The organism is Haloactinopolyspora sp., from assembly GCF_027324685.1.
GTDB lineage: Bacteria > Actinomycetota > Actinomycetes > Jiangellales > Jiangellaceae > Haloactinopolyspora.
On the sequence record NZ_DAHVSH010000022.1, the window covers coordinates 53,118 to 77,202 of the forward strand.

24 protein-coding genes are annotated in these 24,085 nt (G+C 69.0%); 7 read left to right on the forward strand and 17 right to left on the reverse strand.

The annotated features are described in order from the left end of the window. The 5 genes from M6444_RS03380 to M6444_RS03400 all read right to left on the reverse strand — a co-directional run bounded on the left by M6444_RS03380 (position 1) and on the right by M6444_RS03400 (position 5,385). Positions 1–936 carry an ABC transporter ATP-binding protein gene (locus tag M6444_RS03380; protein WP_298323183.1) on the reverse strand — a complete coding sequence of 312 codons (936 nt, stop codon included), beginning with the start codon at positions 934–936 and terminating at the stop codon, positions 1–3. After that, the gene (locus M6444_RS03385) at positions 936–1,838 is read right to left on the reverse strand and encodes a hypothetical protein (RefSeq protein WP_298323186.1); all 903 of its coding nucleotides are present in this window, start codon (positions 1,836–1,838) and stop codon (positions 936–938) included. Before M6444_RS03385 ends, M6444_RS03380 begins: the two co-directional genes overlap by 1 nt. Positions 1,839–1,864: 26 nt before the next feature. Then, a complete protein-coding gene (locus tag M6444_RS03390) occupies positions 1,865–2,758 on the reverse strand; it encodes an ABC transporter ATP-binding protein (RefSeq protein ID WP_298323189.1) in 894 nt (297 codons plus the stop codon). Positions 2,759–2,966: 208 nt separating this feature from the next. Further along, on the reverse strand, positions 2,967–4,331 hold the full coding sequence (locus M6444_RS03395) for an FAD-dependent oxidoreductase (protein ID WP_298323191.1): 1,365 nt from the start codon (positions 4,329–4,331) through the stop codon (positions 2,967–2,969). 382 nt (positions 4,332–4,713) lie between these two features. Next, a complete protein-coding gene (locus tag M6444_RS03400; protein ID WP_298323193.1) occupies positions 4,714–5,385 on the reverse strand; it encodes a TrmH family RNA methyltransferase in 672 nt (223 codons plus the stop codon). Between M6444_RS03400 and M6444_RS03405 the strand changes: the two genes are divergently transcribed. After that, on the forward strand, positions 5,384–5,755 hold the full coding sequence (locus M6444_RS03405; RefSeq protein ID WP_298323196.1) for a nuclear transport factor 2 family protein: 372 nt from the start codon (positions 5,384–5,386) through the stop codon (positions 5,753–5,755). The genes M6444_RS03400 and M6444_RS03405 overlap by 2 nt on opposite strands. A 12-nt stretch (positions 5,756–5,767) precedes the next feature. On the opposite strand, the gene pyrE is transcribed toward M6444_RS03405, so the two are convergent. Continuing rightward, positions 5,768–6,307: an orotate phosphoribosyltransferase gene (gene pyrE, locus M6444_RS03410; protein ID WP_298323199.1), complete on the reverse strand. Its 540-nt coding sequence runs from the start codon at positions 6,305–6,307 to the stop codon at positions 5,768–5,770. A gap of 30 nt (positions 6,308–6,337) precedes the next feature. Here pyrE and M6444_RS03415 point away from each other — a divergent pair, with 30 nt between their 5' ends. Further along, on the forward strand, positions 6,338–6,970 hold the full coding sequence (locus tag M6444_RS03415) for a hypothetical protein (RefSeq protein WP_298323201.1): 633 nt from the start codon (positions 6,338–6,340) through the stop codon (positions 6,968–6,970). Between the two features lie 3 nt (positions 6,971–6,973). Here M6444_RS03415 and M6444_RS03420 read toward each other — a convergent pair whose 3' ends face one another. Both M6444_RS03420 and M6444_RS03425 read right to left on the reverse strand, forming a co-directional pair. Further along, positions 6,974–7,753 carry an SDR family oxidoreductase gene (locus tag M6444_RS03420; RefSeq protein WP_298323204.1) on the reverse strand — a complete coding sequence of 260 codons (780 nt, stop codon included), beginning with the start codon at positions 7,751–7,753 and terminating at the stop codon, positions 6,974–6,976. Positions 7,754–7,763: 10 nt separating this feature from the next. Continuing rightward, positions 7,764–8,078 (reverse strand): DUF3817 domain-containing protein, encoded by a 315-nt coding sequence (locus tag M6444_RS03425; RefSeq protein ID WP_298323207.1) that lies wholly within the window; start codon positions 8,076–8,078, stop codon positions 7,764–7,766. A gap of 102 nt (positions 8,079–8,180) precedes the next feature. On the opposite strand from M6444_RS03425, the gene M6444_RS03430 reads away from it, so the two are divergent. Next, positions 8,181–8,843, forward strand: a complete 663-nt coding sequence (locus M6444_RS03430) for a siderophore-interacting protein (protein ID WP_298323210.1) — start codon at positions 8,181–8,183, stop codon at positions 8,841–8,843. A 35-nt stretch (positions 8,844–8,878) separates the two neighbouring features. On the opposite strand, the gene clpB is transcribed toward M6444_RS03430, so the two are convergent. Beyond that, positions 8,879–11,464 carry an ATP-dependent chaperone ClpB gene (gene clpB, locus M6444_RS03435; RefSeq protein WP_298323213.1) on the reverse strand — a complete coding sequence of 862 codons (2,586 nt, stop codon included), beginning with the start codon at positions 11,462–11,464 and terminating at the stop codon, positions 8,879–8,881. Between the two features lie 164 nt (positions 11,465–11,628). Here clpB and M6444_RS03440 point away from each other — a divergent pair, with 164 nt between their 5' ends. Continuing rightward, on the forward strand, positions 11,629–11,988 hold the full coding sequence (locus M6444_RS03440; RefSeq protein ID WP_298323216.1) for a DUF4333 domain-containing protein: 360 nt from the start codon (positions 11,629–11,631) through the stop codon (positions 11,986–11,988). Positions 11,989–11,997: 9 nt separating this feature from the next. Here M6444_RS03440 and M6444_RS03445 read toward each other — a convergent pair whose 3' ends face one another. Beyond that, the gene (locus M6444_RS03445; protein ID WP_298323219.1) at positions 11,998–12,609 is read right to left on the reverse strand and encodes a TetR-like C-terminal domain-containing protein; all 612 of its coding nucleotides are present in this window, start codon (positions 12,607–12,609) and stop codon (positions 11,998–12,000) included. Here M6444_RS03445 and M6444_RS03450 point away from each other — a divergent pair. Then, the gene (locus tag M6444_RS03450) at positions 12,597–13,082 is read left to right on the forward strand and encodes a hypothetical protein (protein WP_298323222.1); all 486 of its coding nucleotides are present in this window, start codon (positions 12,597–12,599) and stop codon (positions 13,080–13,082) included. The two genes, M6444_RS03445 and M6444_RS03450, sit on opposite strands and share 13 nt — an antisense overlap. Before the next feature lie 11 nt (positions 13,083–13,093). Here M6444_RS03450 and M6444_RS03455 read toward each other — a convergent pair whose 3' ends face one another. The 4 genes from M6444_RS03455 to dnaK are packed head-to-tail and all read right to left on the reverse strand — an operon-like array spanning position 13,094 to position 17,236. After that, on the reverse strand, positions 13,094–13,468 hold the full coding sequence (locus tag M6444_RS03455) for a helix-turn-helix transcriptional regulator (protein WP_363326222.1): 375 nt from the start codon (positions 13,466–13,468) through the stop codon (positions 13,094–13,096). Positions 13,469–13,500: 32 nt separating this feature from the next. Beyond that, positions 13,501–14,655, reverse strand: coding sequence for a molecular chaperone DnaJ (dnaJ, locus tag M6444_RS03460; RefSeq protein ID WP_298323228.1), 1,155 nt, complete (start codon positions 14,653–14,655; stop codon positions 13,501–13,503). A gap of 20 nt (positions 14,656–14,675) precedes the next feature. Then, the gene (grpE, locus tag M6444_RS03465; protein ID WP_298323231.1) at positions 14,676–15,371 is read right to left on the reverse strand and encodes a nucleotide exchange factor GrpE; all 696 of its coding nucleotides are present in this window, start codon (positions 15,369–15,371) and stop codon (positions 14,676–14,678) included. After that, a complete protein-coding gene (gene dnaK, locus M6444_RS03470) occupies positions 15,368–17,236 on the reverse strand; it encodes a molecular chaperone DnaK (protein WP_298323234.1) in 1,869 nt (622 codons plus the stop codon). The genes grpE and dnaK overlap by 4 nt, the downstream gene beginning before the upstream one ends. 322 nt (positions 17,237–17,558) lie before the next feature. On the opposite strand from dnaK, the gene M6444_RS03475 reads away from it, so the two are divergent. Both M6444_RS03475 and M6444_RS03480 read left to right on the forward strand, forming a co-directional pair. Next, positions 17,559–18,731 (forward strand): heparan-alpha-glucosaminide N-acetyltransferase domain-containing protein, encoded by a 1,173-nt coding sequence (locus M6444_RS03475; RefSeq protein ID WP_298323237.1) that lies wholly within the window; start codon positions 17,559–17,561, stop codon positions 18,729–18,731. Positions 18,732–18,871: 140 nt separating this feature from the next. Then, a complete protein-coding gene (locus M6444_RS03480; RefSeq protein WP_298323239.1) occupies positions 18,872–21,511 on the forward strand; it encodes a M14 family zinc carboxypeptidase in 2,640 nt (879 codons plus the stop codon). Here the strand turns inward: M6444_RS03480 and M6444_RS03485 are convergent. From M6444_RS03485 to hutI, 3 genes are all read right to left on the reverse strand, one after another. Further along, positions 21,497–22,465: a hypothetical protein gene (locus tag M6444_RS03485; RefSeq protein WP_298323240.1), complete on the reverse strand. Its 969-nt coding sequence runs from the start codon at positions 22,463–22,465 to the stop codon at positions 21,497–21,499. The genes M6444_RS03480 and M6444_RS03485 overlap by 15 nt on opposite strands. Positions 22,466–22,475: 10 nt before the next feature. Beyond that, the gene (locus M6444_RS03490) at positions 22,476–22,976 is read right to left on the reverse strand and encodes a ferritin (RefSeq protein WP_298323241.1); all 501 of its coding nucleotides are present in this window, start codon (positions 22,974–22,976) and stop codon (positions 22,476–22,478) included. 83 nt (positions 22,977–23,059) lie between these two features. Then, the coding region (hutI, locus tag M6444_RS03495) for an imidazolonepropionase (RefSeq protein WP_298323242.1) at positions 23,060–24,085 on the reverse strand (1,026 nt) is incomplete at its 5' end.

The following is a 24,085-nucleotide window of genomic DNA, read 5'->3' on the forward strand; positions in this document are numbered from 1 at the left end:
CTAGTTCGCGACCAGGTAGGAGAAGACGCTCTCGAGGGACTCGTCAGATGGCGACACCTCGTAGAGGCGGATGCCCGCGTCGTCGGCGACTCGAGGCAGCAGTTCGGTGAAACGCAGGAACTCCACCGCCTGCACCCGCAGGACGCCGGCGTCCTCGTCCATCTGAACCCCGGCGGTGGACCCGTCGGCGATCAGTGCCGACGCGAGCGCGCGGTTGTCGTCGGAGCGAATGACGTACTGGTGCGGCCGGTCGGTCATGAGGCGGCGGATCTCGCGGAAGTCACCTGACGCAGCATGCCGGCCGGCGACCATCACCTCGATGTGCTGGGCGAGTTGCTCGACCTCTTCGAGGATGTGCGAGCTGAACAGCACGGTGCGGCCTTCGGCACCCATCCGGCGAAGCAGATCCATCAGATGCAGCCGCTGGCGCGGGTCCATGCCGTTGAACGGTTCGTCGAGCAGCAGCACCCCCGGATCGTGGACCAGCGCCGAGGCCATCTTGACCCGCTGGCGCATGCCTTTGGAGTAGTCGCCGACCTTGCGCTCCTGGGCGTACTCCATCTCCACGGCCTCGAGTGCTCGCCGTGCCGCGTCGCCTGGCGAGGCCAAGCCGTGCAGTTCGGCGTTGGCCAGCACGAACTGCCAGCCAGTGAGGAAGTCGTAGGCGGCCTCGCGTTCGGGAACCAACCCGATGACACGGTAGACATCCGGGTTCTTCCAGATGGTCGCGCCGTTCAGCGTGACCGAACCGGCCGACGGCGGGAGGAACCCGCCCAGCATGTTGATCAGCGTGGACTTGCCGGCGCCGTTGGGCCCCAGCAGCCCGGTGATCCCCGGGCCGATGGACATGGTGACGTCGTTGACGGCCACCACGTTGGCGAACCAGCGCGACACCGCGTCGATGGCGAGGGTCGAGCCCCCCGATGGAGTGCTCATCAGATCGAGACCTTCCGGTAACGCAGGTTCAGCAGCCCCCAGCAGGCGCCGATCAGGACGAAGGTCACCAGCACGAACCCGATGCCGCCGACGGTTCCAGGTGGTGGCGCGACGGCCGACGACGTCGTGTCGAACACCCACATCTGGAACCCGTCGACGAGCGTCACCGGCGAGAACAGGCCCAGCCAACCGGCAGCGGTCGGGTCGTTCTGGGCGTAGCGCAGGATGCCCTGCAGCGAGGTGACCGCTCCGTAGCTCAAGGCGAGGACCGTGATGATGGCCGCGACGCCGAACCCGCGCCGGGGCGTCATCGAGGCGATGAGCAGACCGATGCCGGACAACACGATCGCGAACACCGCAGCGCCGAGCAGGGCGACGGCGACCTCGCGGCTGTGGGTCACCACCGAGAACTCGGCCAGCAGCGCCCCGATGTACATGATCAGCAGCGGAACCCCGATCAGGATGAACATCGCCGCCGACATCGCGGCGAACTTGGCGCCGATGTAGTCGACTCGCTCCAGCGGCCGGGAGAAGTACAGCGGCACCGTCTTGAACCGCAGGTCGCGCGACACACTCTGCGGCGCCTGAGCGGCCAGGAAGATGGTCAGCACGCCTTGGGTGGTGATCACGTACCGCTCGTACGGCAGCGGCAGGTCGCTCAGATTGAGTGCGCCGACATTGGCGATGACGGCGATGATGAACGCCGGGATGCACATGATGGCGAACAGCGACATCGGCAGGATCTTCGAGCGCGCCGAGCGTCCCAGTCCGTAGGCGCCGCGCAGGCTGTGCCAGAACAGCGCCCGGGTGATCGCTGCGCGCCCCAGCCGGTCGCCGTCGTAATGGCGATACCCGATGTCGTGGATGACGCCCGCAGGAGCGCTGTCAGGATGCGCCGGCATCGGCGTGCTCCTCTCCGAACCACTGGTCACGTTCCGAACACCTCGACGATGTGGTGACGACGCTGCTCCAGGCGGATCAGTCCGACGCCGAGGCGAGCCACGGTCGAGCGAATGAGGTCGTAGTCGGCGTCGTCGGACAGCTCGACGGCCAGCAGCCTGCGGTCGCGCTCGACCTTCGCTCCGGCATCGGTCAGCGCCGCGGCTACGGCCTCGACCTGGTCGGTGACTTCGACGACGAGCGTCCGACTGGTCCGGGTGAACTCCGACGTCGACGACGATCGCAGCAGCCGGCCGCCGTCGATGACGACGACGTGGTCGCTGATCCGCTCGAGCTCGCCGAGCAGGTGCGACGTGACGAGCACCGAGATGCCGAAGTCGGTGCGGATCCTGCGGATCAGCCCCAACATCTCGTCGCGGCCGACCGGATCGAGGCCGTTGGTCGGTTCGTCGAGCAGCACGATCTGGGGGTCGTGCACGAGCGCCTGGGCGAGCTTGACCCGCTGCTTCATGCCGGTCGAGTAGCCCCCGATCGGGCGGTAGCGCTCTTCGTAGAGCCCGACGTGGCGCAGCGTGTCGGCGGTGCGTTCACGCGCGGCGTTCGCAGGTAGGCCCGACATGCGGGCCATGTGGACGACGAACTCGGTCGCCGACACGTCGGCGGGTAGGCAGTCGTGCTCGGGCATGTACCCGACCTGCTCGCGGATGCGCGACCCGTCGGTGACGACGTCGAGATCCAGCATCATGGCCCGCCCGGACGTCGCTGGGGCGATTCCGAGCAGGATCTTGATCAGCGTCGACTTGCCCGCGCCGTTCGCACCGACGAGCCCGATGACACCGGGATCGATGTCGATGCTCAACCCGTCCAGCGCAGTGACGCCGGGAAAGCGTTTGGTCAGCTCCTCGGTGCGGATGACAGCCACGGGATGAACCTACCGTCGTCGGCCTCGTGACGGCGTCACTCCCACGAATGACCTTGCCCTGATGTCGCCGTCGGGGAATACCCTCAGGTGCACGGCCCCGGCACCACGACGGCCGGGATCCGAACGACCGACGAGAACCACAGCGGCGGCCGCAAGCATGACCGGCGCGAAACTCCGCATCGTCGGCCGCCCCTGATCCGATGTGCTGTCACATGGTGTCGGCGAGTTTGCGCGCGGCGATCTGGATCGGGTCCCACACCGGCGAGAACGGCGGGGCGTACGACAGATCCGTCATGGCCAGGTCGGCGACGGACATGTCGTTCCACAACGCCAACGCACACCCGTCGATACGCATGGCCGATCCCTCCCGCCCGACGATCTGCGCGCCCAGCATGCGCCCGCTGGACCGCTCGGCCAGCATCTTCAAGGTCATGGGCGCCGCACCCGGGAAATAGCCGGCGCGGGTGGTCGACTGGATCGTGACGGCGACCGCGTCGAAACCCGCGTCGGCCGCCTCGTCCTCGCCCAGGCCGGTGCGCGCGATCTCGAGGTCGCAGACCTTGCTGATGGCGGTGCCGACCATGCCGGGAAACGCCGCGTCACCCCCGCCGAGATTGGTCCCGAGCACCCGGCCCTGCTTGTTGGCGTGGGTGCCCAGCGGCACGTGCCGCCAGTCCCGCAAGATCCGGTGGTACGACTCGACACAATCGCCGGCCGACCAGACCCCGTCGTGTTCGGGCACGCGCAGCCGTTCGTCCACCCGGATGCCGCCGTACTCGCCGAGCGGCAGGCCAGCGGCCTTGGCCAGTGACGTCGCGGGACGAACCCCCATACCCAGGACGACGACGTCGGCGGTGAACGTCCCCGCGCTGGTCACGACCGCGCGAACCCGGCCGTCGTCACCGGTGTCGAAGCCCTCCACACTCGCGTTGGTGACGACGTCGATGCCCATGCCCTCCATGGCCTCGTGCACCTGCTGCCCGAGATCGGCGTCGAGGGTGGTCATCGGCTCAGGCGCCTGATCGACGACGGTGACGGCGAGGCCACGCCGCGCCATCGCCTCGGCCATCTCGACCCCGATGTATCCGGCACCGACGACGACGGCCCGCTCCGGGCGCGTCGCCAGGTGGTCGATGACCGCGGCGCCGTCATCGAGTGTCTGCACCCCGAAGATGCCGTCGGCATCGCTGCCCGGCAGGTCGGGACGGACCGGCTCGGCGCCCGTCGCGAGCACGAGGTGGTCGAAACCCAGCCGCTGCCGACGCCCGGCCGGGGTGTCGTGCACCTCCACCCACCGCGCGTCCAGATCGATCTCGACGGCCTCGGTGAGCATCCGCACGTCGATGCCGTTGGCGCGGTGTTCGTCGGGGGTGCGGGCCACGAGGCCGTGCGGCCCGTCGACGTCGCCGGCGATCCAATACGGGATGCCACAGGCGGAGTACGAGGTCCAGTGTCCGCGGTCGACGGCGACGACCTCCAGGTCGCGCCCGGACGCCTTCGCCGTCCGAAGCGCCTGCGACGCCGCACTCATGCCGGCCGCGTCCGCGCCGACCACCACTACTCGCTCAGCCATGTCCTTCACCCTGACACATCGACCATGCCCGCGTGCAGCGGTACGCACCAGCGGTACGCACCCGGGCGAGGCCTGGTCGAGTACTCCACGCCCACTCGGGCCGGAGGATCGTGGAAATGCGGTCGCGGGAGGCGGTCGTGAAGATCGTCGTGTTGGACGGCGCCGGTGTTGGGCGGTCGTGAAGATCGTCGTGTTGGACGGCGCCGGTCTATGCCGCGTTTTCCGGCACGACGATCTTCACGACCCGCGCCATGCGGTATTCCGCCACACAACGATCACCACCACTGCCCCGGACCAACCCCAGGCCAACACCCGCCCACACAACGATCACCACGACTACCCCAGGCCAACCCCAGGCCAGCACCCGCCCACACGACGATCTTCACGGCTGCTGCGGACACGCCACCGGTTGGTCGAAGACGTGCCGGCGGATCCATGCGTGCATGGCGATGGCCGCAGCGGCGCCGGCGTTGATCGAGCGGGTCGAGCCGAATTGAGCGATGGACAGCACGTCGTCGACGTGCTCACGTGCGTCGGCGGAGAGCCCCGGGCCCTCTTGCCCGAACAGCAGCAGACACTCGCGCGGCAGGTCGTAGGTCTCCAGCGGCACCGCACCGGGCAGGTTGTCGATGCCGAGGACGCGGAGGCCGGCTCCATGGGCCCAGGCGGTCAAGGCGTCGAGATCCGGGTGGTGCCGAATGTGTTGGTATCGATCGGTGACCATGGCGCCGCGGCGGTTCCAGCGGCGGCGTCCGACGATGTGCACTTCGGCGGCGAGGAAGGCGTTGGCGGTGCGCACGACGGAGCCGATGTTGAAGTCGTGCTGCCAGTTCTCGATGGCGACGTGAAACGGGTGCCGGCGCTGATCGAGGTCGGCGACGATCGCCTCGTTGGTCCAGTACCGGTAACCGTCGGCGACGTTGCGACGATCACCGTGCTCGAGCAGCTCCGGATCGTAGCGTGGGTCGTCGGGCCACTCGCCCTGCCACGGCCCGACCCCCACGTCGGCTGATGCTTCAACACTGTCGGAGCCCACACCTACAGTCTGCGCCATGGCCAAGACCGCCGAGATCGTCACCACATACTGGAACGCCGCCGACGCCCGCGACTGGGACACCTTCGCCACGACGCTGGCCGACGACGTCGTCTACACCCTCCCGCAGACCCGAGAACGCATCCGCGGCAAGTCCGCCTACGTCCAGTTCAACGCCGAGTATCCCGGCGCGTGGCGCCTCACCGTCCAGCGCCTGGTCGCTGTCGGCGACGAAGCAGCGTCCTGGGTCGACTTCCGCGTCGGCGACGAGCAGATGATCGGCGTGACGTTCTTCCGGCTCGTCGACGGCAAGATCGTCGACGTCACCGACGTCTGGCCGGAGCCCTACGAGCCGCCGCCGGGGCGTGAGCACCTGGTGGAGCGCTATTGAGCGCGCAGCGATCTACAACCCGAGATCGCTCTTGCCGAACGCGGCGCGATACTCCAGCCCCCGCTTCTCGACGTTCTCGCGCGCGCCGGTGTCGCGATCGACGATCACCGCCACCGCCACGACGTCCGCGCCCGCCTGGACCAACGCATCCACCGCGGTCAGCACGCTCGCCCCCGTCGTCGAGGTGTCCTCCACCGCCAGCACCCGCCGACCAGTGACGTCAGTGCCCTCGATGCGCCGGCGCATCCCGTGCTGCTTCTCGTCCTTGCGCACCACGAAGGCATCGAGTCGCCGGCCGCGGGCATGGGCGGCGTGCAGCATCGCGGTCGCCACCGGATCAGCGCCGAGAGTCAGTCCGCCTACGGCGTCGACGTCCAGATCGGCAGTGAGGTCGAGCATCACCTCGCCGACCAGCGGCGCGGCGGCACCGTCGAGCGTGACGCGCCGCAAGTCGACGTAGTAGTCGGCCTCCCGGCCCGACGACAGCACGACCTTCTCGTGCACGACGGCTTTGTCGGTGATGTGGTGTCGGAGCTCGTCCCAGGCGTTCACGGCTCATGAGCGTACGGCAGGCTGGAAGGGATGAGACCCGGCACCGTCATTCTCGTATCCGGCCCGATCGATGCGCCGGATCATTGGGAGCGCTTGAACGTCAACCTGCCCGGCAGCGACGTCGTCGCGCCGGCCTCCGACGACACCGGGCGGCCGTACGCCGTCGCCTGGATCGCCGCCGTCGCCCGGCCGTTGCACGCGCGCGAGCTGCGCGGACCGTTGGTGATGGTCGGGCACGGCACGGCCGGGCCGCTGCTGCCCGCCTTGGCGCGCACCCAACGCGCCGCCGGCCGGGCCGTCGGCGGGTACGTGTTCGTCGATGCGAGCCTGCCGCGCCCGGGCTCACCATCGCACCTCGACCTGATCCGGTCTGCCGACGCAGAGATGGCCGACGCCGCGCACACGATGCTGCACGAGCCGGGCCGGCTCTGGCCGCTGGACGCACCCCGTCCGCGCGACCACGAGTTCTGGGCCGAGAAGCTGCCCGTGGCGCCGGACTGGCCGGACGCCCCGTGCGCCTACGTGCACACCGGCGCCGATGTGCCCGGCACCGGGCCGACGGACTTCTGGGCCAGGTCGGCGCGTTCACGCAACTGGCCGGTCTGGGAGGGGCCGGTGGATTCCGGGTTGCTGGCCGACGTCGTCGACGCGTTGCCCGGGTAGATCTCAGCGTCGGCGGCGGTAGCTCTGCCGTCCGGCGGGGTGACGCTGCCCAACCGCGCGCACCACGGCCCGGGGCAATCGCGGCAACGCGGCGGCCGCCACCTTGTACACCGCGCCGGGAACCGAGATCACTTTGCCGCGGCGCAGGTCGCGCAGCGCGCCCTGCACCAACGCGTCGGCTTCGAGCCACATCCATGAGGGCAGGCTCGACATGTTCATCCGAGCGCGGTCGTGGAACTCGGTGCGCGTGTATCCCGGCGCCAGGAGCATGACCTGGACGCCGGTACCGGCCACCTGGGCTGCGAGCCCCTCGGTGAACGCAGTGACCCACGCCTTGGCGGCGCTGTACGTGCCGCGCGGGACCCAGCCGGCCACCGAGCCGACGTTGATCACCGCGCCGTGACCGCGCTCGATCATGCCCGGCAAGGCCGCGTGCGTCAGCCGCAGGACGGCTCGCACCAGGACGTCGAGCATCGCCTCTTCGTCGGCGATGTCGTTGGCGAGGAACGGCTTGCGCAGGGCGAAGCCGGCGTTGTTGACCAGCAGGTCGATCGGGGGCGTGGTCTGGCGCAGCCGCTTCTCCACGCTCTCGGTGTCGCGGGCCAGGTCGGCCTGGAGTACTTCGACGCCGACGCCGTACGCGCCGCGCAACTCGGCGGCCACGGACTCCAGCCGAGCCTGGTCGCGCGCCACGAGCACGAGGTCATGGCCTTGCGCGGCCAAGGCGCGGGCGAATGCCAGCCCGATGCCCGCGGTAGGTCCGGTCACCATTACCGTCGCCATGGCACCGACTTTACGAGGTCACCGCTGCGCCGGTGCGCTCACCCGCCCGGGTGACCCGGCGCTCGAACCATACGGTCATGAACGGAGGGACGGCGCTGACCACGCCCAGCAGCCACGTCGACGGCGCCCAGCGAGCGTTGCGGGCCGCGATGGTCACGGCGACGACGTAGGCGACGAACAGCCCGCCGTGAATCGGGCCGAAGATCTGTACGCCGATCTCGTTGTCCGCGATGACGTACTTCACCAGCATGCCGACGAGCAAGCCGGCCCACGAGACGGCCTCGGCGACGGCGGCGATGCGGAACCAACGCAGTGCAGTGGACATCCGGTCACTGTACGAGAGGTTAATGTGACCGACGTGTCCCCCTCGTCCGGCCTCCTACGCGTAACATCGTCGTCCCAGCTCACGCCTCGAATGCTCCGGCTGGTGGCCGTCATCGAGCGCGAGCACCTTCCGCTGGACCCGTCGTGTCCGAACCTGGTGCTGCGCATGTCGCTGCCGCAGGAAGACGACCTCGACCGAACCAGCGGCGCCCGCCCGCCGAGCCGCACGTACACCATCCGGCGGCACAAGCCGCGATCGAACACCGTGGACATCGACGTCGTGCTGCACGGCGACGGGCCGTTCGTCCGCTGGGCGGTGGCCGCCACGCCTGGCGACACCATCGAGGTCACCGGCCCCCGCCCCCACGCCGTGCCGTCGTTCGATGCCGACGCCGTCGTCATGGCCGCCGACGAGACCGGGCTGCCCGCCTTGGCATCGATCGTGGAGCGCGCACCGGCCGGCCTGCCGATCGTGGCGTTCGTCGAGGTGGCTGACGCCGCCGAGGAGCAGCAGATCACGACCGCCGCCGACCTGCGGCTGCACTGGCTGCATCGCGACGGCGCCGAGGCGGGCACCACCGGGGCGCTGGAGGCCGCCGTCCGCCGCCTCGACTGGCCGGCCGGGCAGGTGGAGTTGTGGGCCGCCGGCGAGACCACTGAGGTACGCGCACTGCGCCGCCTGGCGATGACCGAGCGCGGCGTCGAACGGGAATCGGTGCACGCCTTCGGCTACTGGCGCCGCGGGCGGGTGGGTTCCCCGAGTTGAGGCGGCCGCGCCAGCCGATCGGTGCCGGCTGACGCTCAGGCCCGGCTGACGGTCAGCCCGTCGCGTTCTTCGTCGACGTCGACGATGACGGTGTCGCCGTCGCGGATCTCGCCGGCGATGATCGACTTGGCGAGCCGGTCACCGATGGCGGTCTGCACCAGACGCCGCAGCGGGCGCGCGCCGTACACCGGGTCGTAGCCGGTGAGCGCGAGCCACTCGCGGGCGCCGTCGCTGACGTGCAGCGTGAGCCGCCGGTCGCCCAATCGGTGCGCCAGCCGGTCGACCTGCAGATCGACGATGCGAGCGAGCTCGTTGGTGCCGAGCGGCTCGAACATCACGATGTCGTCGAGACGGTTGAGGAACTCCGGCTTGAACGACTGGCGCACCACCTCCATGACCGCCGACCGCTTGGCGTCGTCGTCCAGCGCCGGGTCGGCCAGGAACGTCGACCCCAGGTTGGAGGTCAGGATGAGGATGACGTTGCGGAAGTCGACCGTGCGCCCCTGCCCGTCGGTCATCCGGCCGTCGTCGAGCACCTGAAGCAGGATGTCGAAAACCTCGGGGTGCGCCTTCTCGATCTCGTCGAGCAATACCACGGAGTACGGCCGGCGCCGCACCGCCTCGGTGAGCTGACCGCCCTCCTCGTAGCCGACATAGCCGGGCGGCGCACCGACCAGGCGAGCCACGCTGTGCTTCTCGCTGTACTCGCTCATGTCGATGCGGACCATGGCGCGATCGTCGTCGAACAGGAACCCCGCCAGCGCCTTGGCCAGCTCGGTCTTACCGACGCCGGTCGGGCCGAGGAAGATGAACGAACCGGTGGGCCGGTCGGGGTCGGAGATACCGGCGCGGGCCCGGCGCACGGCGTCGGACACCGCTGCGACGGCCTGCGTCTGCCCCACGACCCGGCGACCGAGCTCTTCCTCCATCCGCAATAGCTTCTCGGTCTCGCCTTCCAGCAGGCGGCCTGAGGGGATGCCCGTCCACGAGCTGACCACGTCGGCGACGTCGTCCGGCCCGACCTCTTCCTTCACCATCGCTTCGGCGGCGGTCTCCTGCGCCAGCGCGGTGGCGGCCTCGAGCTCCTTCTCCAGCTCCGGGATACGGCCATAGAGGATCTCGCTCGCGCCGGCCAGATCGCCGGCGCGCTGGGCACGCTCAGCCTGCCCGCGCAGATCGTCGATCTGCTCCTTGAGGGCACCGACCCGGTTCAGCCCGGCCTTCTCCTGCTCCCACCGCGCCTCGAGAGCGCGCAACTCCTCTTCGCGGTCGGCCAGCTCGGCCCGGATCGAGGCCAGCCGCTCGCGCGAGGCGTCGTCCTGCTCCTTGTCCAGGGCCAGCTCCTCCATCTTCAGCCGGTCGACCTGGCGGCGGAGCGTGTCGATCTCCACCGGGGAGGAGTCGATCTCCATGCGCAGCCGCGAAGCGGCCTCGTCGACCAGGTCGATGGCCTTGTCCGGAAGCTGCCGGCCGCTGATGTAGCGGTGCGACAGCGTGGCCGCGGCCACCAGCGCGGCATCGGAGATCTGCACCTTGTGGTGCGCCTCGTAGCGCTCCTTGAGGCCACGCAGGATCGCGATGGTGTCCTCGACACTCGGCTCACCGACGAAGACCTGCTGGAACCGCCGCTCCAGCGCGGGGTCCTTCTCGATGCGCTCGCGGTACTCGTCCAAGGTCGTCGCGCCGACCATGCGCAGTTCACCGCGAGCGAGCATCGGCTTGAGCATGTTGCCGGCGTCCATGGCCGAATCGCCGGACGTTCCCGCGCCGACCACCGTGTGCAGCTCGTCGATGAACGTGACGACCTCGCCCTCGCTGGCCTTGATCTCGTCGAGAACGGCCTTGAGCCGTTCCTCGAACTCACCGCGGTACTTGGCGCCGGCGAGCATGGCGCCGATGTCCAGCGCCACCAGCCGCTTGCCCCGCAGCGACTCCGGCACGTCACCGGCCACGATGCGCTGGGCCAGGCCCTCGACGACGGCCGTCTTGCCGACGCCGGGCTCACCGATGAGCACGGGGTTGTTCTTGGTCCGCCGCGACAGCACCTGCACCACGCGGCGGATCTCGGAGTCTCGGCCGACCACCGGGTCGACGGTCCCCTCACGAGCGCGTTCGGTGAGGTCGATGCCGTACTTGTTCAGCGCGTCGTAGGTCCCCTCGGGGTCCGGACTGGTGACCCGCGCCGATCCGCGGACTTCACTGAACGCCGCGCGCAGTTTCTCCGCGCTCACCCCGTGCTTGGCGAGCAGGTCCTTGACCGGGGAGTCGACGTGCGCCAGGCCGACCACCAGGTGTTCGGTGGACACATATTGGTCGTCGAGCTCTCGGGCCACCTCGCCGGCGTGTGAGAGCACGGCGTACGTCGCGCGGCCGAGCCCCGGTGAGGCGACGGTGGATCCCGCGGCCTTCGGCAGTGCCTCGTACGCGTTGTCGACGTCGCGGCGCACGAGGGCCAGGTCGGCGCCTGCAGCTTCGAGGAGGGGGCCGGTGAGCCCGCCCGGCTGGATGAGCAGGGCGCGTAACACGTGCACGGGTTCGACCGCGGGGTTGCCCGCGGTGGCCGCACTGCGCACGGCGACCGACAGCGCCTCCTGAGCCTTGGTGGTCAGCTGGTCGTTCATCGATCTCCCTGAAGCGGTCCGGGTTGCGAGTCGTGTCGGTGGACACAACTCCGGCAGAGTTGAGTCTATTCCACTCAAGTCTGCTCGCACAGGGGATCCCGGGCTAGAACCGAGAAGGCATCTGGAACGATGTTTCGGAGACCAGCCGGAAGTGAGAATCTCGAATGAACCACACTCGCATGGCCACTGTCCTGGGCGGCACCGCCCTCCTGTTCGGGGGCTGCTCCATCCTGGGCGAGCAGAGCGTGCCTGCCGAGGATCTCGAGGAGGGTGTCGCCGACCTTCTCGAAGAACAGGTCGGCGAGCCGGTGGCCTCGGTCGACTGCGACGACGACCTGGCCGCCGAGGTCGGCTCCGAGGTCCGTTGCATCCTCGAAGCCGATGACGGCAGCACCATCGGCTTGACGATCACCGCGGAGTCCATCGACGGCGGCGACGTGAACTACCAGGTCGAGGTGGACGAAGAGCCGATCACCGACGAGCCGAGCAGCCCGTCGGCCGAACCCTCCAGCACCGACGGCTGAGCCGACGGGTCATCCGCCCTGGGCGAGCGCCGCCCAACCCGCGACATTGGCCCGCACGGCGATCTCGAAGACCGCCGCCGGGTCGCCGGCGTCCGGCGGCATGAATCCGCCCAGCTCGAGCGACACGAGGCCGTGCACGTTGGCCCACAGTGCGGTCGCGATACCCGAGGGCTCCGGCTCGGCGGGGAATCTCCCCGCCTCGACCGCCCGGCGCACCGCATCGAGCAGCGGATCGAACGTCTGGGCACCGGTGCGCGCCGCCCGGGCCGAGACGTCGGCCGGACGCACCTCGTCGCCGAACATGATGCGGTAGCCGTTCGGGTCGGCCACAGCGTACTGGCGATACGCCATCCCCAGGCGCACGACGTCGTCGACCGGGTCGGCGCTGCGGCCCACGGCCGCGAGCGCTGTCGCGAAGCGCTGGAACACCCGTAGATACAGCGCGCTCACCAGGCCGGACTTACCGCCGAAGAGCGTGTACACCGCAGCGGTGGACGTTCCCACGTCGGCGGCGAGCGTGCGCACGTTCAACGCACGCACGCCCGATGTCGACACCGTCTCGGCGGCCCGAGCCAGGAGTCGCTCCTTGGTCGCCTGATCGTGAATTCGTGGTCTACCCACTTGACGAGAATAACCTAACGCTGTTTTATAACAGTGTTAGGCAATCCCATGAGGGGCAGACCATGCTCGAGCTCAGCACCGAAGCGACCCGACTCGCGGGCATCCTCGTCCTCGCCGCCGTCACGGTCGAGTCCGGCGGGTTACTGCTCGTCCGGATCGCCGCAGGCGGCATCCCCAAAACAGAGTTTCAGAAGTCCTTCGCCCGCGCCGGGCACGGGCACGCCGGCATGTTCATCACGCTCGGCCTGGTGACCGTGCTCCTGACCGACGCGACGTCGCTGGACGGCTTCGCCGCATGGTTGGCCCGCAGCGGCGTGCCGTTGGCCGCGATCCTGATGCCGGCCGGATTCTTCGCCGCGTCGGCTGGCCCCGGCCGCACCAGCCCGAACCGGGCGATCGTGGTGCTCTGGCTCGGCGCCGCGTCGCTGACGGCGGGATTGGTGACGCTGGGTATCGGCCTGCTGAGCGCGTGACGCCCGCGGCGTCAGTTGTCGGGCCGGTAGACCGCCAGCGCGGATTCGAAGGCCGGGACCGGCAGGTACTGATCACGGCCCTGCATGACGTCTTGCATCGCCGCCAGTTCGGTGCGCAGCGCGTGCACCTCGGCTTCGAGCTCCATGATCCGCTTGATGCCCACGAGGTTCACACCGTCCTCTTGGGACAGCCGTTGAACCTCGCGCAACATCTCGACCTCGCGCAGGGAGTACCGGCGCCCGCCCCCCACGGTCCGGCGCGGCGAGACGAGTCCCAGCCGGTCGTACTGTCGCAGGGTCTGCGGATGCATACCAGCCATCTCCGCAGCCACGGAGATGACGTACAAAGGTTCGTCGTCGCTGACCAACCGAGCGGATCCGGACATAGCGACGATGAATCTGCCTTTGGCGTCCATGGTCACCTCTCCTTCGCCACTGCGTTCATCAGCTCGGCCCGCACGTCCTCACCCGACGTCGCGGCCCGGTATTCCTCGAGCGCCTTCCGCGCGTCGCTGCTCAGGTTCTGCGGGACAGCGACCTCGACGGTCACGAGCAGATCGCCGCGCGTGCCGTCCTTGCGGGCCGCTCCCCTGCCACGCACGCGGAACGTGCGTCCGTTGGGCGTACCCGGCGGCAGCCGCAGCGTGACCGGGGCGCCAGTCAACGTCGGAACCTTGATCTCGCCGCCCAACGCGGCCTCGGGGAAGGTCACCGGCACCGTCACCGTCAGGTGTTCACCACGGCGGCCGAAGACCGGGTGCTTCCCCACGTGGATGACGACATAGAGGTCACCCGGCGGGCCTCCCCGCTCGCCGGGAACGCCCTTCCCGCGTAGCCGGATGCGCTGACCGTCGACCACGCCCGCCGGGATCCGCACGTGCATGACCCGGCTCGTGGTGCCTCGTCCGGACCCTTCGCACACCGGGCACGGGTCGTCGACCACCAGGCCCCGGCCCTTGCAGTCCTTGCAGGGCTCGGCCATCCCGAACCCGCCGGAGTCGGTGCTGGTGAACCCGGTACCGACACACGTGGGACACACACGCGGCACGGTGCCCGCACGCGCACCCGTTCCACCGCATGACGCACACGCCGCCGAGCTGGTCAGCTTCAGCGGGATCGTCTTGCCTTCGACCGCTTCGATGAAGCTGACCGAGACCTCGCGCTCCACGTCGGCACCGCGGCGTGCCGCGCCGGACCGGCTACGCGCCCGTTGGTTGAACAGTCCCCCGAAGACGTCGCCGATGCCTCCGCCGGCGCCGCCCCCGGAGAACAGGTCACCGAGGTCGAACGAGAACGAGCCGCCGCTCGACCCCCCGCCGGGGGTGCGCACACCGCTACTGAACAGTGCGCGCGCCTCGTCGTACTCCTTGCGCTTCTGCGGGTCGGACAGGACGGAGTAGGCCTCGGACACGTCTTTGAACCGAGCCTCGGCCTCCTCGTCGCCCTTGTTGTGGTCGGGGTGGAGCTCGCGAGCCAGCGTGCGGTAGGCCTTCTTGACCGTCGCCGCATCGGCATCCTTGGAGACGCCGAGGATCTTGTAATAGTCCTTCTCGATCCAGTCCTTCGTGCTCACGCGCCCCCTCCCTTCCTCACTCAGCTCTCCTGACCGCCATTGTCCGCCGCGCCGGAATCGGATGCGTCCTGCGCATCCGATTCCGCGGCGGGCTCTGACAACGATTCTGTCGGATCCGAGACGGCCACCCGGGCCGGGCGGATGATCCGGTCACCGAGGCGATACCCAGGCTGCAGGATCTGCGTGCACGTCGAGACCTTGACCTCGTCGGAGTAGTTGTGCATCAAGGCCTCGTGGATGGTCGGGTCGAACTCGTCGCCGACCTCGCCGTAGCGCACCAGACCCGCCTTGGCGGTCACCGCCTCCAGGCTCTCGCCGACCGACCGGAATCCGCCGGTGAGATCACCGTGTTCGCGCGCGCGGCCGATGTCGTCGAGCACCGGAAGCAACTCGGCCAACAGCTCGGCCTTCGCGTTCTCGCGCATGACCTCGCGGTCACGCTCGACCCGCCGGCGGTAGTTGACGTACTCCGCCTGCAGCCGCCGAAGGTCCTCGAGCCGCTCGGCCGCCTCGGCACGAGCACGTTCGAGCTCCTCCGAGACGTCGGCGGAGCCGGTGGTGGAGCCGGCTGCGGCATCCACGTCGGCGCCATCATCCCTGAGCTCACGCAGCTCACCCGTCTCGGGGTCGATGCGACGCCGGTCGCGTACCACCGGTTGCTCCTGCTCGTCAGGGTGGGCCTCCTCGGAGCCTAGGGCCCGCTCCGCATCGGTCACTTGTCGTCCTTCTCCTCGTCTACGATCTCAGCTTCGACAACGTCTTCCTCGGCGTCCTGGCCGGCATCGGCCGAAGCCGCGCCCTCACCAGCGTCGGCTGCGCCGGAAGGCTGCTCCGCCGAGGCGTAGATCGCCGCGCCCATCGCCTGGAAGGCCGTCTGCAGCCGCTCGGAGCTGCTCTTGATCGCGGCGTCGTCAGCGCCCTCGAGCGCCTTCTTCGCCTCGGCCAGCGCGGAGTCGACGTCGTCACGCACCTCCTGCGAGAGCGTGCTCACCTTCTCGGAGTTGTCGGCGAGGAACTTCTCAGTCTGGTAGACCAGCGACTCCGCCTGGTTGCGGTTCTCAGCGGCCTCGCGGCGCTTGCGGTCCTCTTCGGCGTACTGCTCGGCCTCGCGGATCATCCGGTCGATGTCCTCCTTCGGCAGCGAGGAGCCGCCGGTGATGGTCATCGACTGTTCGCGACCGGTGCCGAGGTCCTTCGCGGACACGTGCACGATGCCGTTGGCGTCGATGTCGAAGGTGACCTCGATCTGCGGGACACCGCGCGGCGCCGGGGGCAGACCGGTCAGGTCGAACGTGCCCAGCTTCTTGTTGTACGCGGCGATCTCGCGCTCACCTTGGTACACCTGGATGCCGACGGTCGGCTGGTTGTCCTCGGCGGTGGTGAAGATCTCCGAACGCTTCGTCGGGATCGTCGTGTTGCGCTCGATGAGCTTGGTCATCACGCCGCCCTTGGTCTCGATGCCGAGCGAGAGCGGGGTGACATCGAGCAGCAGCACGTCCTTGACCTCGCCGCGCAGCACGCCGGCCTGCAAGCTGGCGCCGACGGCGACGACCTCGTCCGGGTTCACGCCCTTGTTCGGCTCCTTGCCGCCGGTGAGCTCCTTGACGAGGTCGACCACGGCGGGCATCCGGGTGGAGCCGCCGACCAGGACGACATGGTCGATCTGGTTGACCGAGATGCCGGCGTCGCGCACGACGTTCTGGAACGGCGTCTTCGTCCGATCGAGCAGATCGGCGGTCAGCTGCTCGAACTGAGCACGCGTCAGGCTCTCGTCGACGTGCACCGGGTTCTTCTCGGCGTCCTGGGCGATGTACGGCAGCGAGATGGACGTCTGCGTGCTGGACGACAGCTCGATCTTGGCGCGCTCGGCAGCCTCGCGGACGCGCTGCATCGCGATCTTGTCCTTGGACAGGTCCAGACCCTGCGCGGCCTTCACCTTGTCCACGAGCCAGTCGACGATCTTCTGGTCCCAGTCGTCACCACCGAGGTGGTTGTCACCGCTGGTCGCCTTGACCTCGACCACGCCTTCGCCGATCTCGAGCAACGACACGTCGAAGGTGCCGCCGCCGAGGTCGAACACGAGGATGGTCTGGTCGGTCTCACCCTTGTCCAGGCCGTAGGCGAGCGCGGCAGCGGTCGGCTCGTTGACGATGCGCAGGACGTTCAGACCGGCGATCTCGCCCGCTTCCTTCGTGGCCTGCCGCTGGGCGTCGCTGAAGTACGCCGGCACGGTCACGACGGCGTCGGTGATGTCCTCGCCCAAGTAGGCCTCGGCGTCGCGCTTGAGCTTCTGCAGCACGAAGGCCGAGATCTGCTGGGCGGTGAACGTCTTGTCGTCGATCTTCTTGCTCCAGTCGGTGCCCATGTGGCGCTTGACGGAGCGAATGGTGCGCTCGACGTTGGTGACAGCCTGCCGCTTGGCCACTTCGCCGACGAGGACTTCGCCGTTCTTGGCGAACGCGACCACCGACGGGGTGGTGCGCGCACCTTCGGCGTTGGCGATGACGGTGGGTTCGCCACCTTCGAGGACGGCTACGACGGAGTTCGTCGTGCCCAAGTCGATGCCGACGGCACGTGCCATGGCGGTACCTCCGAATGATCTCTACGATTGGTTGCGTCACTCAGGCTCAAGTATGCGGGGTCACCGGGCGGAGACCAAACCGAGTTGAGTCGACCCCACTCAAGTTCCCGACCCGTACAACGCGTCTGCGCGGACGGCGATTCCCGGATTCCGCGACCGAAGGCCGACCCGGCGCGACGTACGCTTGGCGCCATGAACGAGCCGGATGACGTTCCCCGCCGTCCCGACCTGCGTGTCCGCGTGGTCGCCATCGTGCTCATCCTGTGCCTCGTCGCCACCGTGGCGCCGTTCCTCGCCAGCCTCGTCTTCTGACCGTCGAGTCATGAGCGTCGGAGCGAAGACGACCGCTGCGGGGGCACGACTGCTGGGGGTGGACGCCGCACGGGGCGTCGCGCTCCTGGGGATGATGTCGGTCCATGTCATCCCCGCCCTGACGCAGGACGGTGAGTTCTCCGCCTCGCGACTCATCGCCGGCGGGCGATCCTCCGCCCTGTTCGCCGTGCTGGCGGGGGTGAGCCTCGCACTGGTCGCCGGCGGTCGCACCCCTCCGGCCGGGCGCGAGCTGCTGGCCGCGCGGCTCGGTGTCGGCGCGCGAGCGCTGGTGATCTTCCTGGTCGGGATGATGCTCGGCTCGTTCGACTCCGGGGTCGCAGTGATCCTGGCTTATTACGGCGTGCTGTTCCTGCTGGCAGTGCCGTTTCTCGGGCTCGGCCCGCGCATGCTGCTGCCGCTGGCAGCGGCCTGGGCCGTATTGGCCCCGCTGGTCAGCCATGCCTGGCGCGTGGACCAGCCGGCGGCCTCCTACGACAATCCCACCCTGGACTCGCTGGCCGCTCCCGCGACCCTGATCCGCGAGCTGCTGTTCACCGGGTACTACCCCGTTTTCCCCTGGATGGCCTATGCCTTGGCCGGCATGGGCCTGGGCCGCCTCGCGCTGAACTCACCCAGGGTCGCCGGTGCCCTGTTCGGCGGTGGGGCGGCACTGGCCGCCGCCACCTGGGCAACGTCATGGATCATCCTCGACAGCGGCGTCCGCGAGCGCCTGGCCGAGGCCGGTCTCGGCGGGCATCCGGCGAGCCCGGGAGACTTCGCCGACGTCGTGCTCACCACGTCGTTCTACGGCACCACCCCGACCACGAGCTGGTGGTGGCTCGTGGTGTCGTCCCCGCATACGGCGACCCCGTTCGACCTCCTGCACACCATCGGCACGGCGGCGGCCGTGCTGGGACTGATGCTGCTGCTCGCGCCGCGGGCGGCGGTCGTGCTCCGCCCGCTCGGCGCAGTCGGCAGCATGACGTTCACGCTGTACAGCCTGCACGTCGTCCTGCTGACCACGGTGCTGCCGCCGACCACGACTCACGCCTACGCCCTGCACATCGTCGTCGCCTTCGCCATCGCCGTCCCCTGGCGGCGCTTCGTCGGCCGTGGCCCGCTCGAAGCGCTGGCCGCGACGATGTCTCGCAACGCCCGCGCCTTGGCCGGTCCGCCGCATTGATCGACGCGCCCGCTGTCAGCCAACCGATTCCACCGCTTGCTTCACGCAATCTTGCCACTTGTCATCAGCATTGACTGCCGTCATAGGCCTCGCTAGCGTACGTCGAACTCTGCCGGGCGGAATGCACGGAGGTTCGTCACATGAAACGGATGTCAGCCAAGCGCGTTCTGGTAGGTCTCACAGCCGTCACCCTCGGCGCCGCAGCATTAGTCGTCGCACCAGGTGATGTGCGAGTCGGCGGCAGCGCCGATGCCGCGGCGGCCGACATTCCCACCCCGGAGGAATTCTTCGGCTTCGAGATGGGCACCACCGGCAAGCTGGCATCTTTCGACGACGTCAAGGATTATTTCCAACTCGTCGCCACTGAATCCGACTCGGTCGAGTACGACGTAGCCGGCACCACGACCATGGGCAACGACTACCCGATCCTGCGGGTCAGCTCACCGGAGAACCTGCAGCGCCTCGACGAGATCCTGGAGATCAATCAGCGCCTTGCCGACCCGCGCTCCGGGCTGAGCGAGAGTCAGGCGCGCACGCTCGCCACCGAGAGCGTTCCCGTCTATTACCTCGAGGCGACGCTGCATTCCAGTGAGGTCGGAAATCTTCCGGCGTTGATCGACGTCATACACCGGCTTTCCACCGAACGGTCGGAGTCGGTACAGAATGTGCTCGACAATCTCGTCATCCTGGTGGTTCCCTCGGCGAATCCCGATGGGCAGCACCTGATGGTCGACTACTTCAATGAGACGGCCGGCACCGACTACAACCGCGTCTATCCGGACCTCTATCACAAGTATGTCGGCCATGACAATAATCGCGATTGGATTTTCTTCACGCAGGCCGAGTCGCGCATTCGCACCGAGCTCGAGCAGAAGTACCGTCCGGTCATCCTGCACTTCATGCATCAGGCCGGCGCCAACAACCCACGCATGTGGCTGCCGCCGTTCGACGAGCCGCTCGGCCCCAATGTCGACTCCATCGTGATCTCAGCCGCCAACGCCCTCGGCGCCGAGATCGCGAACGCCGCAGCCGAAGAGAGCCTGCCCGGAGTCAGCACCGACGACGCGTACGGCATCTTCTGGAACGCCGACGTGTTCGGCACCGGCCCGCATCGCGGCGCGTCGCTGTTCCTGCACGAGATCGCTTCCGTGCGCGACCTCGCGCTGCCGTTTTCGAACGACGACGGCACGCCGCCGGGGGCCACCGACCGCACCATGCGCACCTTCGACCCGTACACCGACCAGGAGTGGACGCTCGAGCAGATCGTCGAGTACGCCAAGCTGTCGATGTACACCGGCCTGCAGAGCGTCGCGAAGGACGCCGACGACTGGCTGTTCAACCACCTCTACCGGGTCAACCAGCGCAACATGGAACCCGATGACGGCCCGGAGGCTTACATCGTTCCGGCCGACCAGCGCGACCCGTACGCGGTGAAGCAGCTCGTCGAGATCTTCGACATCGCCGACGTCGAGGTCGACCGCGCCCTGTCGACCGTGCGTGTGGGACGCGACACCTACCCCGCGGGCTCGTACGTGATCTGGTCGCAGCAGCCGATGGGCAGCTGGGTCGACCAGGTGCTGGAGATCGACGAGTACCCGGACCAGGCACGCAAGTGCGCCGACTGCCCGTTGATCATGCCCTACAGCGAGACCACGGACAATCTCGGCATGCTGCTCGGCCTCGACGTGCACCCGGCCGACGGCGTCCGGGTGGCACGGACCGAACGAGTGACGGCCGACGACGTCACGGCGCCCGCGCCCGACGTCGCTCCACCGGGCGGCGCGTACCTGGTCTCGCCGACGACGTACGGCCTGGCTCACGTCATCACCGCGCTCCAGGACGACGACGTGCCCGTGTTGCGGGCCACGGCGGGCTTCGACGTCGATGGCGACGAGTACGCCCCGGGCACGGTCGTCGTGCCGGCCGGTGAAGCGGCGCACGACGTCCTCGCCGAGGTGTCCGAGTTGACGGCGTTGCCGGTCACGGCTGTCGACACCGCACCGGCGGTCGACGCGCTGGAGCTCGAGCCGTCGACCACGATCGGGCTCATCCGGGGAGCGAACAACATGCCCGGCGGCTGGCTCATGTGGCTCGCCGACACCTACGGCCTGAACTACGAGGTCGTCGAGGCCGACGACTACGCCGACCTGAGTGAGTTCGACACGATCCTCATCGCGCCGGGGGTCACCCGGAAACGCATCGTCGAAGGCCTCGATCCCGCGAAGTACCCGGAGCGGTTCCATTGGGCGCGCGGCGTCGGCGAGCAGGGCTGGCAGGCCCTGGCCGACTGGGTCACCGATGGCGGCAACCTGGTAGCCGTCGGTACCGCGGCCGAGACCGCGCGCGACCTGTTGGACCTGCCGCTCGCCAACGCCACGCCGACCAAGCGTGAAGCCTTCAACGCACCGGGCACACTGCTGAACGCCCAGTTCGATCCGTCGTCTCCGGCGACGTGGGGCATGCCGGCGTCCTGGCCGGTCTGGTACTACAACAGCCCCGCCTACGAGGTCACCGACGACACCGCGACCGTGGCGTCGTCGTACCCCACCGACGGTGAGCTGCTGGCCAGTGGATACGCCCACGGCGAGGACGCGCTGCACGGTCTGGCCAACATCGTGACCGTCGAGGTCGGCGACGGTGTGGCGACGGTGGCCGGGGCGGACATCACGTTCCGCAGCTGGCCGCGTGTCACCTGGACCGTGGTGACCAACGCCGTGTTCAACGGTCCGGCCACCGCGGTTGCGGCCGACGACGTCGCCGCGCGGCTAGCGGGGGGCTGAGGAGCCTGAAACTCGCCCGTCGGCCAGGGTGTTGAGCACGCCGGCGAGTCCCTCGGGGTCGGCGGACGTCATCACGAAACGGCGTCCGTCGGCGCGGGTGAGCTCGACCCCTGGCCCACGCCGGGTCACCAACGCCGTAGCGCCGGGAACCACCCGCAGCCCCCAGCCCCCGAACTCGCTGAACGGATCGATACTCACCACGACGCGAGCCCCGGCGAACTCGTGCACGGGGACCCGTACGCTCACCGGACCGCCGCGAAGCGTCAGCCCGTCGACCTCGCGGACGCGGATCGTGCACCGCGTCATCCAGGCCACCCCTGCGGCCAGCACCACCAGCTCGGCCCCGACCCACGGCAGGCCGGCCGCGATGATCAGAACACCGATCGCAGCGACGACCACGAAGAGGAGGATGGCCAGCAGCCAGGGCGTGAACGTCTCGACATACGCGGTGGCTCCCGTGCCCCGAGGCAACGCCGGATCAACCGGACGAGCTGTACCGCCGGCGTCGCGAGGCGGCCGACCGTGTACCCACCACGTCACCACGGGCAGCCCCAGCATCAGCGGGAGCAGGAGCGCTGACTCCGGCCCGACGCTGGCGGTGGCCGGGTCGACGAGGTCGAGGTTCGGCACGACGACCATCACCGCCAGCCCGGCGATGGTTCCGCTCACCCCGGCCAGAACCGCCAGGCCGATCACGCGAACCAGGGCCCGTGCCGCCCGGTTCCACGCCAACGCCCACACCAAGGTGATCCCCACCGTCACCGCTGCCGCGGCGCCGATTCCGGTCGCGAACGCCTCTCGCGTGGTGAAGCCGTCGGGACCGCCTCGACCACTCCAGTGCGTCGCCAGCTCGGCCGGCAACCGGTCGCGCTGCGCGCGAACCCAGGCCACCGCGATCACCGCTGGGGCCACGGCGACAGCGACCGCCGCGATCAGCCTGATCACCCGCTGCATCGCAGCGAGGCTAGTTCTCTGCCCGGCGGCTGCCGAGCTCTTCGTCCATGCGCAGGAGCCCGGGGCCGTCGTCACCGATGAGCCGCAGCCGGCCCAAAATCTCCGAGACGGTGGCTTCCTCCTCGATCTGCTCCTCGAGGAACCAGCTGAGCAGCGGCAGGCTGTCGATGTCATGCTCGGCCAGCGCCAGCCGGTAGAGCGCCCGGATCGACTCCGACACCTTCTGCTCGTGCCCGAGCGCAGCCTCGAAGGCTCGCGCTACGCCGGCGCCGGGGTCGGTAGGCGCCGTGATCTGGCCGATCTGTGGCCGGTTGCCACGGGCCGTGGCATGCGCGATGAACTTCGCGGCGTGGGTGCGCTCCTCGTCCGACTGGATCCGCATCCACGACGCCATACCGGGCAGGTCGGCGTCGTCGAGCGCGATGGCCAACTGCAGGTAGGCGACCGACGACTCGAGCTCCAGCGTGATCTGCTCGGAAAAGGCCTTCTCCATCGTGTCGTTGAGCTTCATGCCTCGACGTTATCGCAGCTCAGAGCGTTGTTCTAGCGAGTCGTGCCTAACCTTGCGAAGGTATGGCGAACCTTGTGCGCCGTTCAGGCCCGCCGGCCGTCTTTCCACACGTCGGTGACCAGGGGCACGCCTGGACGGTAGGCCAGGTGGATGTATGACGGCGCGTCGAGCACGACGAGGTCGGCCCGCGCACCAGGGCTCAACCGCCCCACGTCGTCGCGACGCAGCGCCGCTGCACCTCCAGCGGTTGCCGCCCACACGGCTTCGGCCGGCGTCATCGCCATCTCACGCACCGCAAGGGCGATACAGAACGGCATCGACGACGTGAAACACGAGCCGGGATTGCAGTCGGTGGCCAACGCGACGGTCGCGCCGGCTTCGAGCAGACGCCGAGCGTCGGGGTAGGGCGATCGAGTGGAGAACTCGACGCCGGGCAGCAACGTGGCGACGGTGTCCGACGACGCCAACGCCGCGATGTCGGCATCGTCGAGATGCGTGCAGTGATCGGCGCTGGCGGCCCCCAGCTCGCACGCCAACTGAACCCCCGGCCCCGGCCCGAGTTGATTGGCGTGCACTCGCGCGCCGAGGCCCTGCTCGATGCCCGCGGTCAGGACCGCACGCGACGCGGTCGCGTCGAACGCACCGGACTCGCAGAACACGTCGATCCAGCGGGCGTGCGCCGCGCAGGCCTCCAGCATGGGACCGGTCACCAGGTCGACGTAGGCCACCGGGTCCTGCTCGAACTCCGACGGGACGACATGGGCACCCAGGAAGGTCGTCTCGTCGGTGTGCTGGCTGGCCAGCAACAACGCGCGCGCCTCGTCTCGGACGGTCAACCCGTACCCGCTCTTGACCTCCACGGTGGTCGTTCCCTGGCGGTGCATCTCGGCGATCAGCGACGCCAGGTTCAGGGCGAGCGACTCGTCGGTGGCCGCCCGAGTGTGCTGGACCGTGGTGCGGATGCCACCGGCGCGGTACGGCTCACCGCTCATCCGGGCGGCGAACTCCGCCGAGCGCTCGCCGGCGAAGACCAGGTGCGCATGGCTGTCGACGAACCCCGGGACCACGCAGCGCCCGCCGACGTCGACGAACATGTCCGCGGCAGGTGC

Bases quoted from the DNA above. Each gene is read 5' to 3' on its own strand.
- M6444_RS03380 (WP_298323183.1), bottom strand. From the start codon at position 936: ATGAGCACTCCATCGGGGGGCTCGACCCTCGCCATCGACGCGGTGTCG.
- M6444_RS03385 (WP_298323186.1), bottom strand. From the start codon at position 1,838: ATGCCGGCGCATCCTGACAGCGCTCCTGCGGGCGTCATCCACGACATC.
- M6444_RS03395 (WP_298323191.1), bottom strand. From the start codon at position 4,331: ATGGCTGAGCGAGTAGTGGTGGTCGGCGCGGACGCGGCCGGCATGAGT.
- M6444_RS03405 (WP_298323196.1), top strand. From the start codon at position 5,384: ATGGCCAAGACCGCCGAGATCGTCACCACATACTGGAACGCCGCCGAC.
- M6444_RS03400 (WP_298323193.1), bottom strand. From the start codon at position 5,385: ATGGCGCAGACTGTAGGTGTGGGCTCCGACAGTGTTGAAGCATCAGCC.
- M6444_RS03415 (WP_298323201.1), top strand. From the start codon at position 6,338: ATGAGACCCGGCACCGTCATTCTCGTATCCGGCCCGATCGATGCGCCG.
- M6444_RS03420 (WP_298323204.1), bottom strand. From the start codon at position 7,753: ATGGCGACGGTAATGGTGACCGGACCTACCGCGGGCATCGGGCTGGCA.
- M6444_RS03425 (WP_298323207.1), bottom strand. From the start codon at position 8,078: ATGTCCACTGCACTGCGTTGGTTCCGCATCGCCGCCGTCGCCGAGGCC.
- clpB (WP_298323213.1), bottom strand. From the start codon at position 11,464: ATGAACGACCAGCTGACCACCAAGGCTCAGGAGGCGCTGTCGGTCGCC.
- M6444_RS03440 (WP_298323216.1), top strand. From the start codon at position 11,629: ATGAACCACACTCGCATGGCCACTGTCCTGGGCGGCACCGCCCTCCTG.
- M6444_RS03455 (WP_363326222.1), bottom strand. From the start codon at position 13,468: ATGTCCGGATCCGCTCGGTTGGTCAGCGACGACGAACCTTTGTACGTC.
- dnaK (WP_298323234.1), bottom strand. From the start codon at position 17,236: ATGGCACGTGCCGTCGGCATCGACTTGGGCACGACGAACTCCGTCGTA.
- M6444_RS03475 (WP_298323237.1), top strand. From the start codon at position 17,559: ATGAGCGTCGGAGCGAAGACGACCGCTGCGGGGGCACGACTGCTGGGG.
- M6444_RS03480 (WP_298323239.1), top strand. From the start codon at position 18,872: ATGAAACGGATGTCAGCCAAGCGCGTTCTGGTAGGTCTCACAGCCGTC.
- M6444_RS03485 (WP_298323240.1), bottom strand. From the start codon at position 22,465: ATGCAGCGGGTGATCAGGCTGATCGCGGCGGTCGCTGTCGCCGTGGCC.
- M6444_RS03490 (WP_298323241.1), bottom strand. From the start codon at position 22,976: ATGAAGCTCAACGACACGATGGAGAAGGCCTTTTCCGAGCAGATCACG.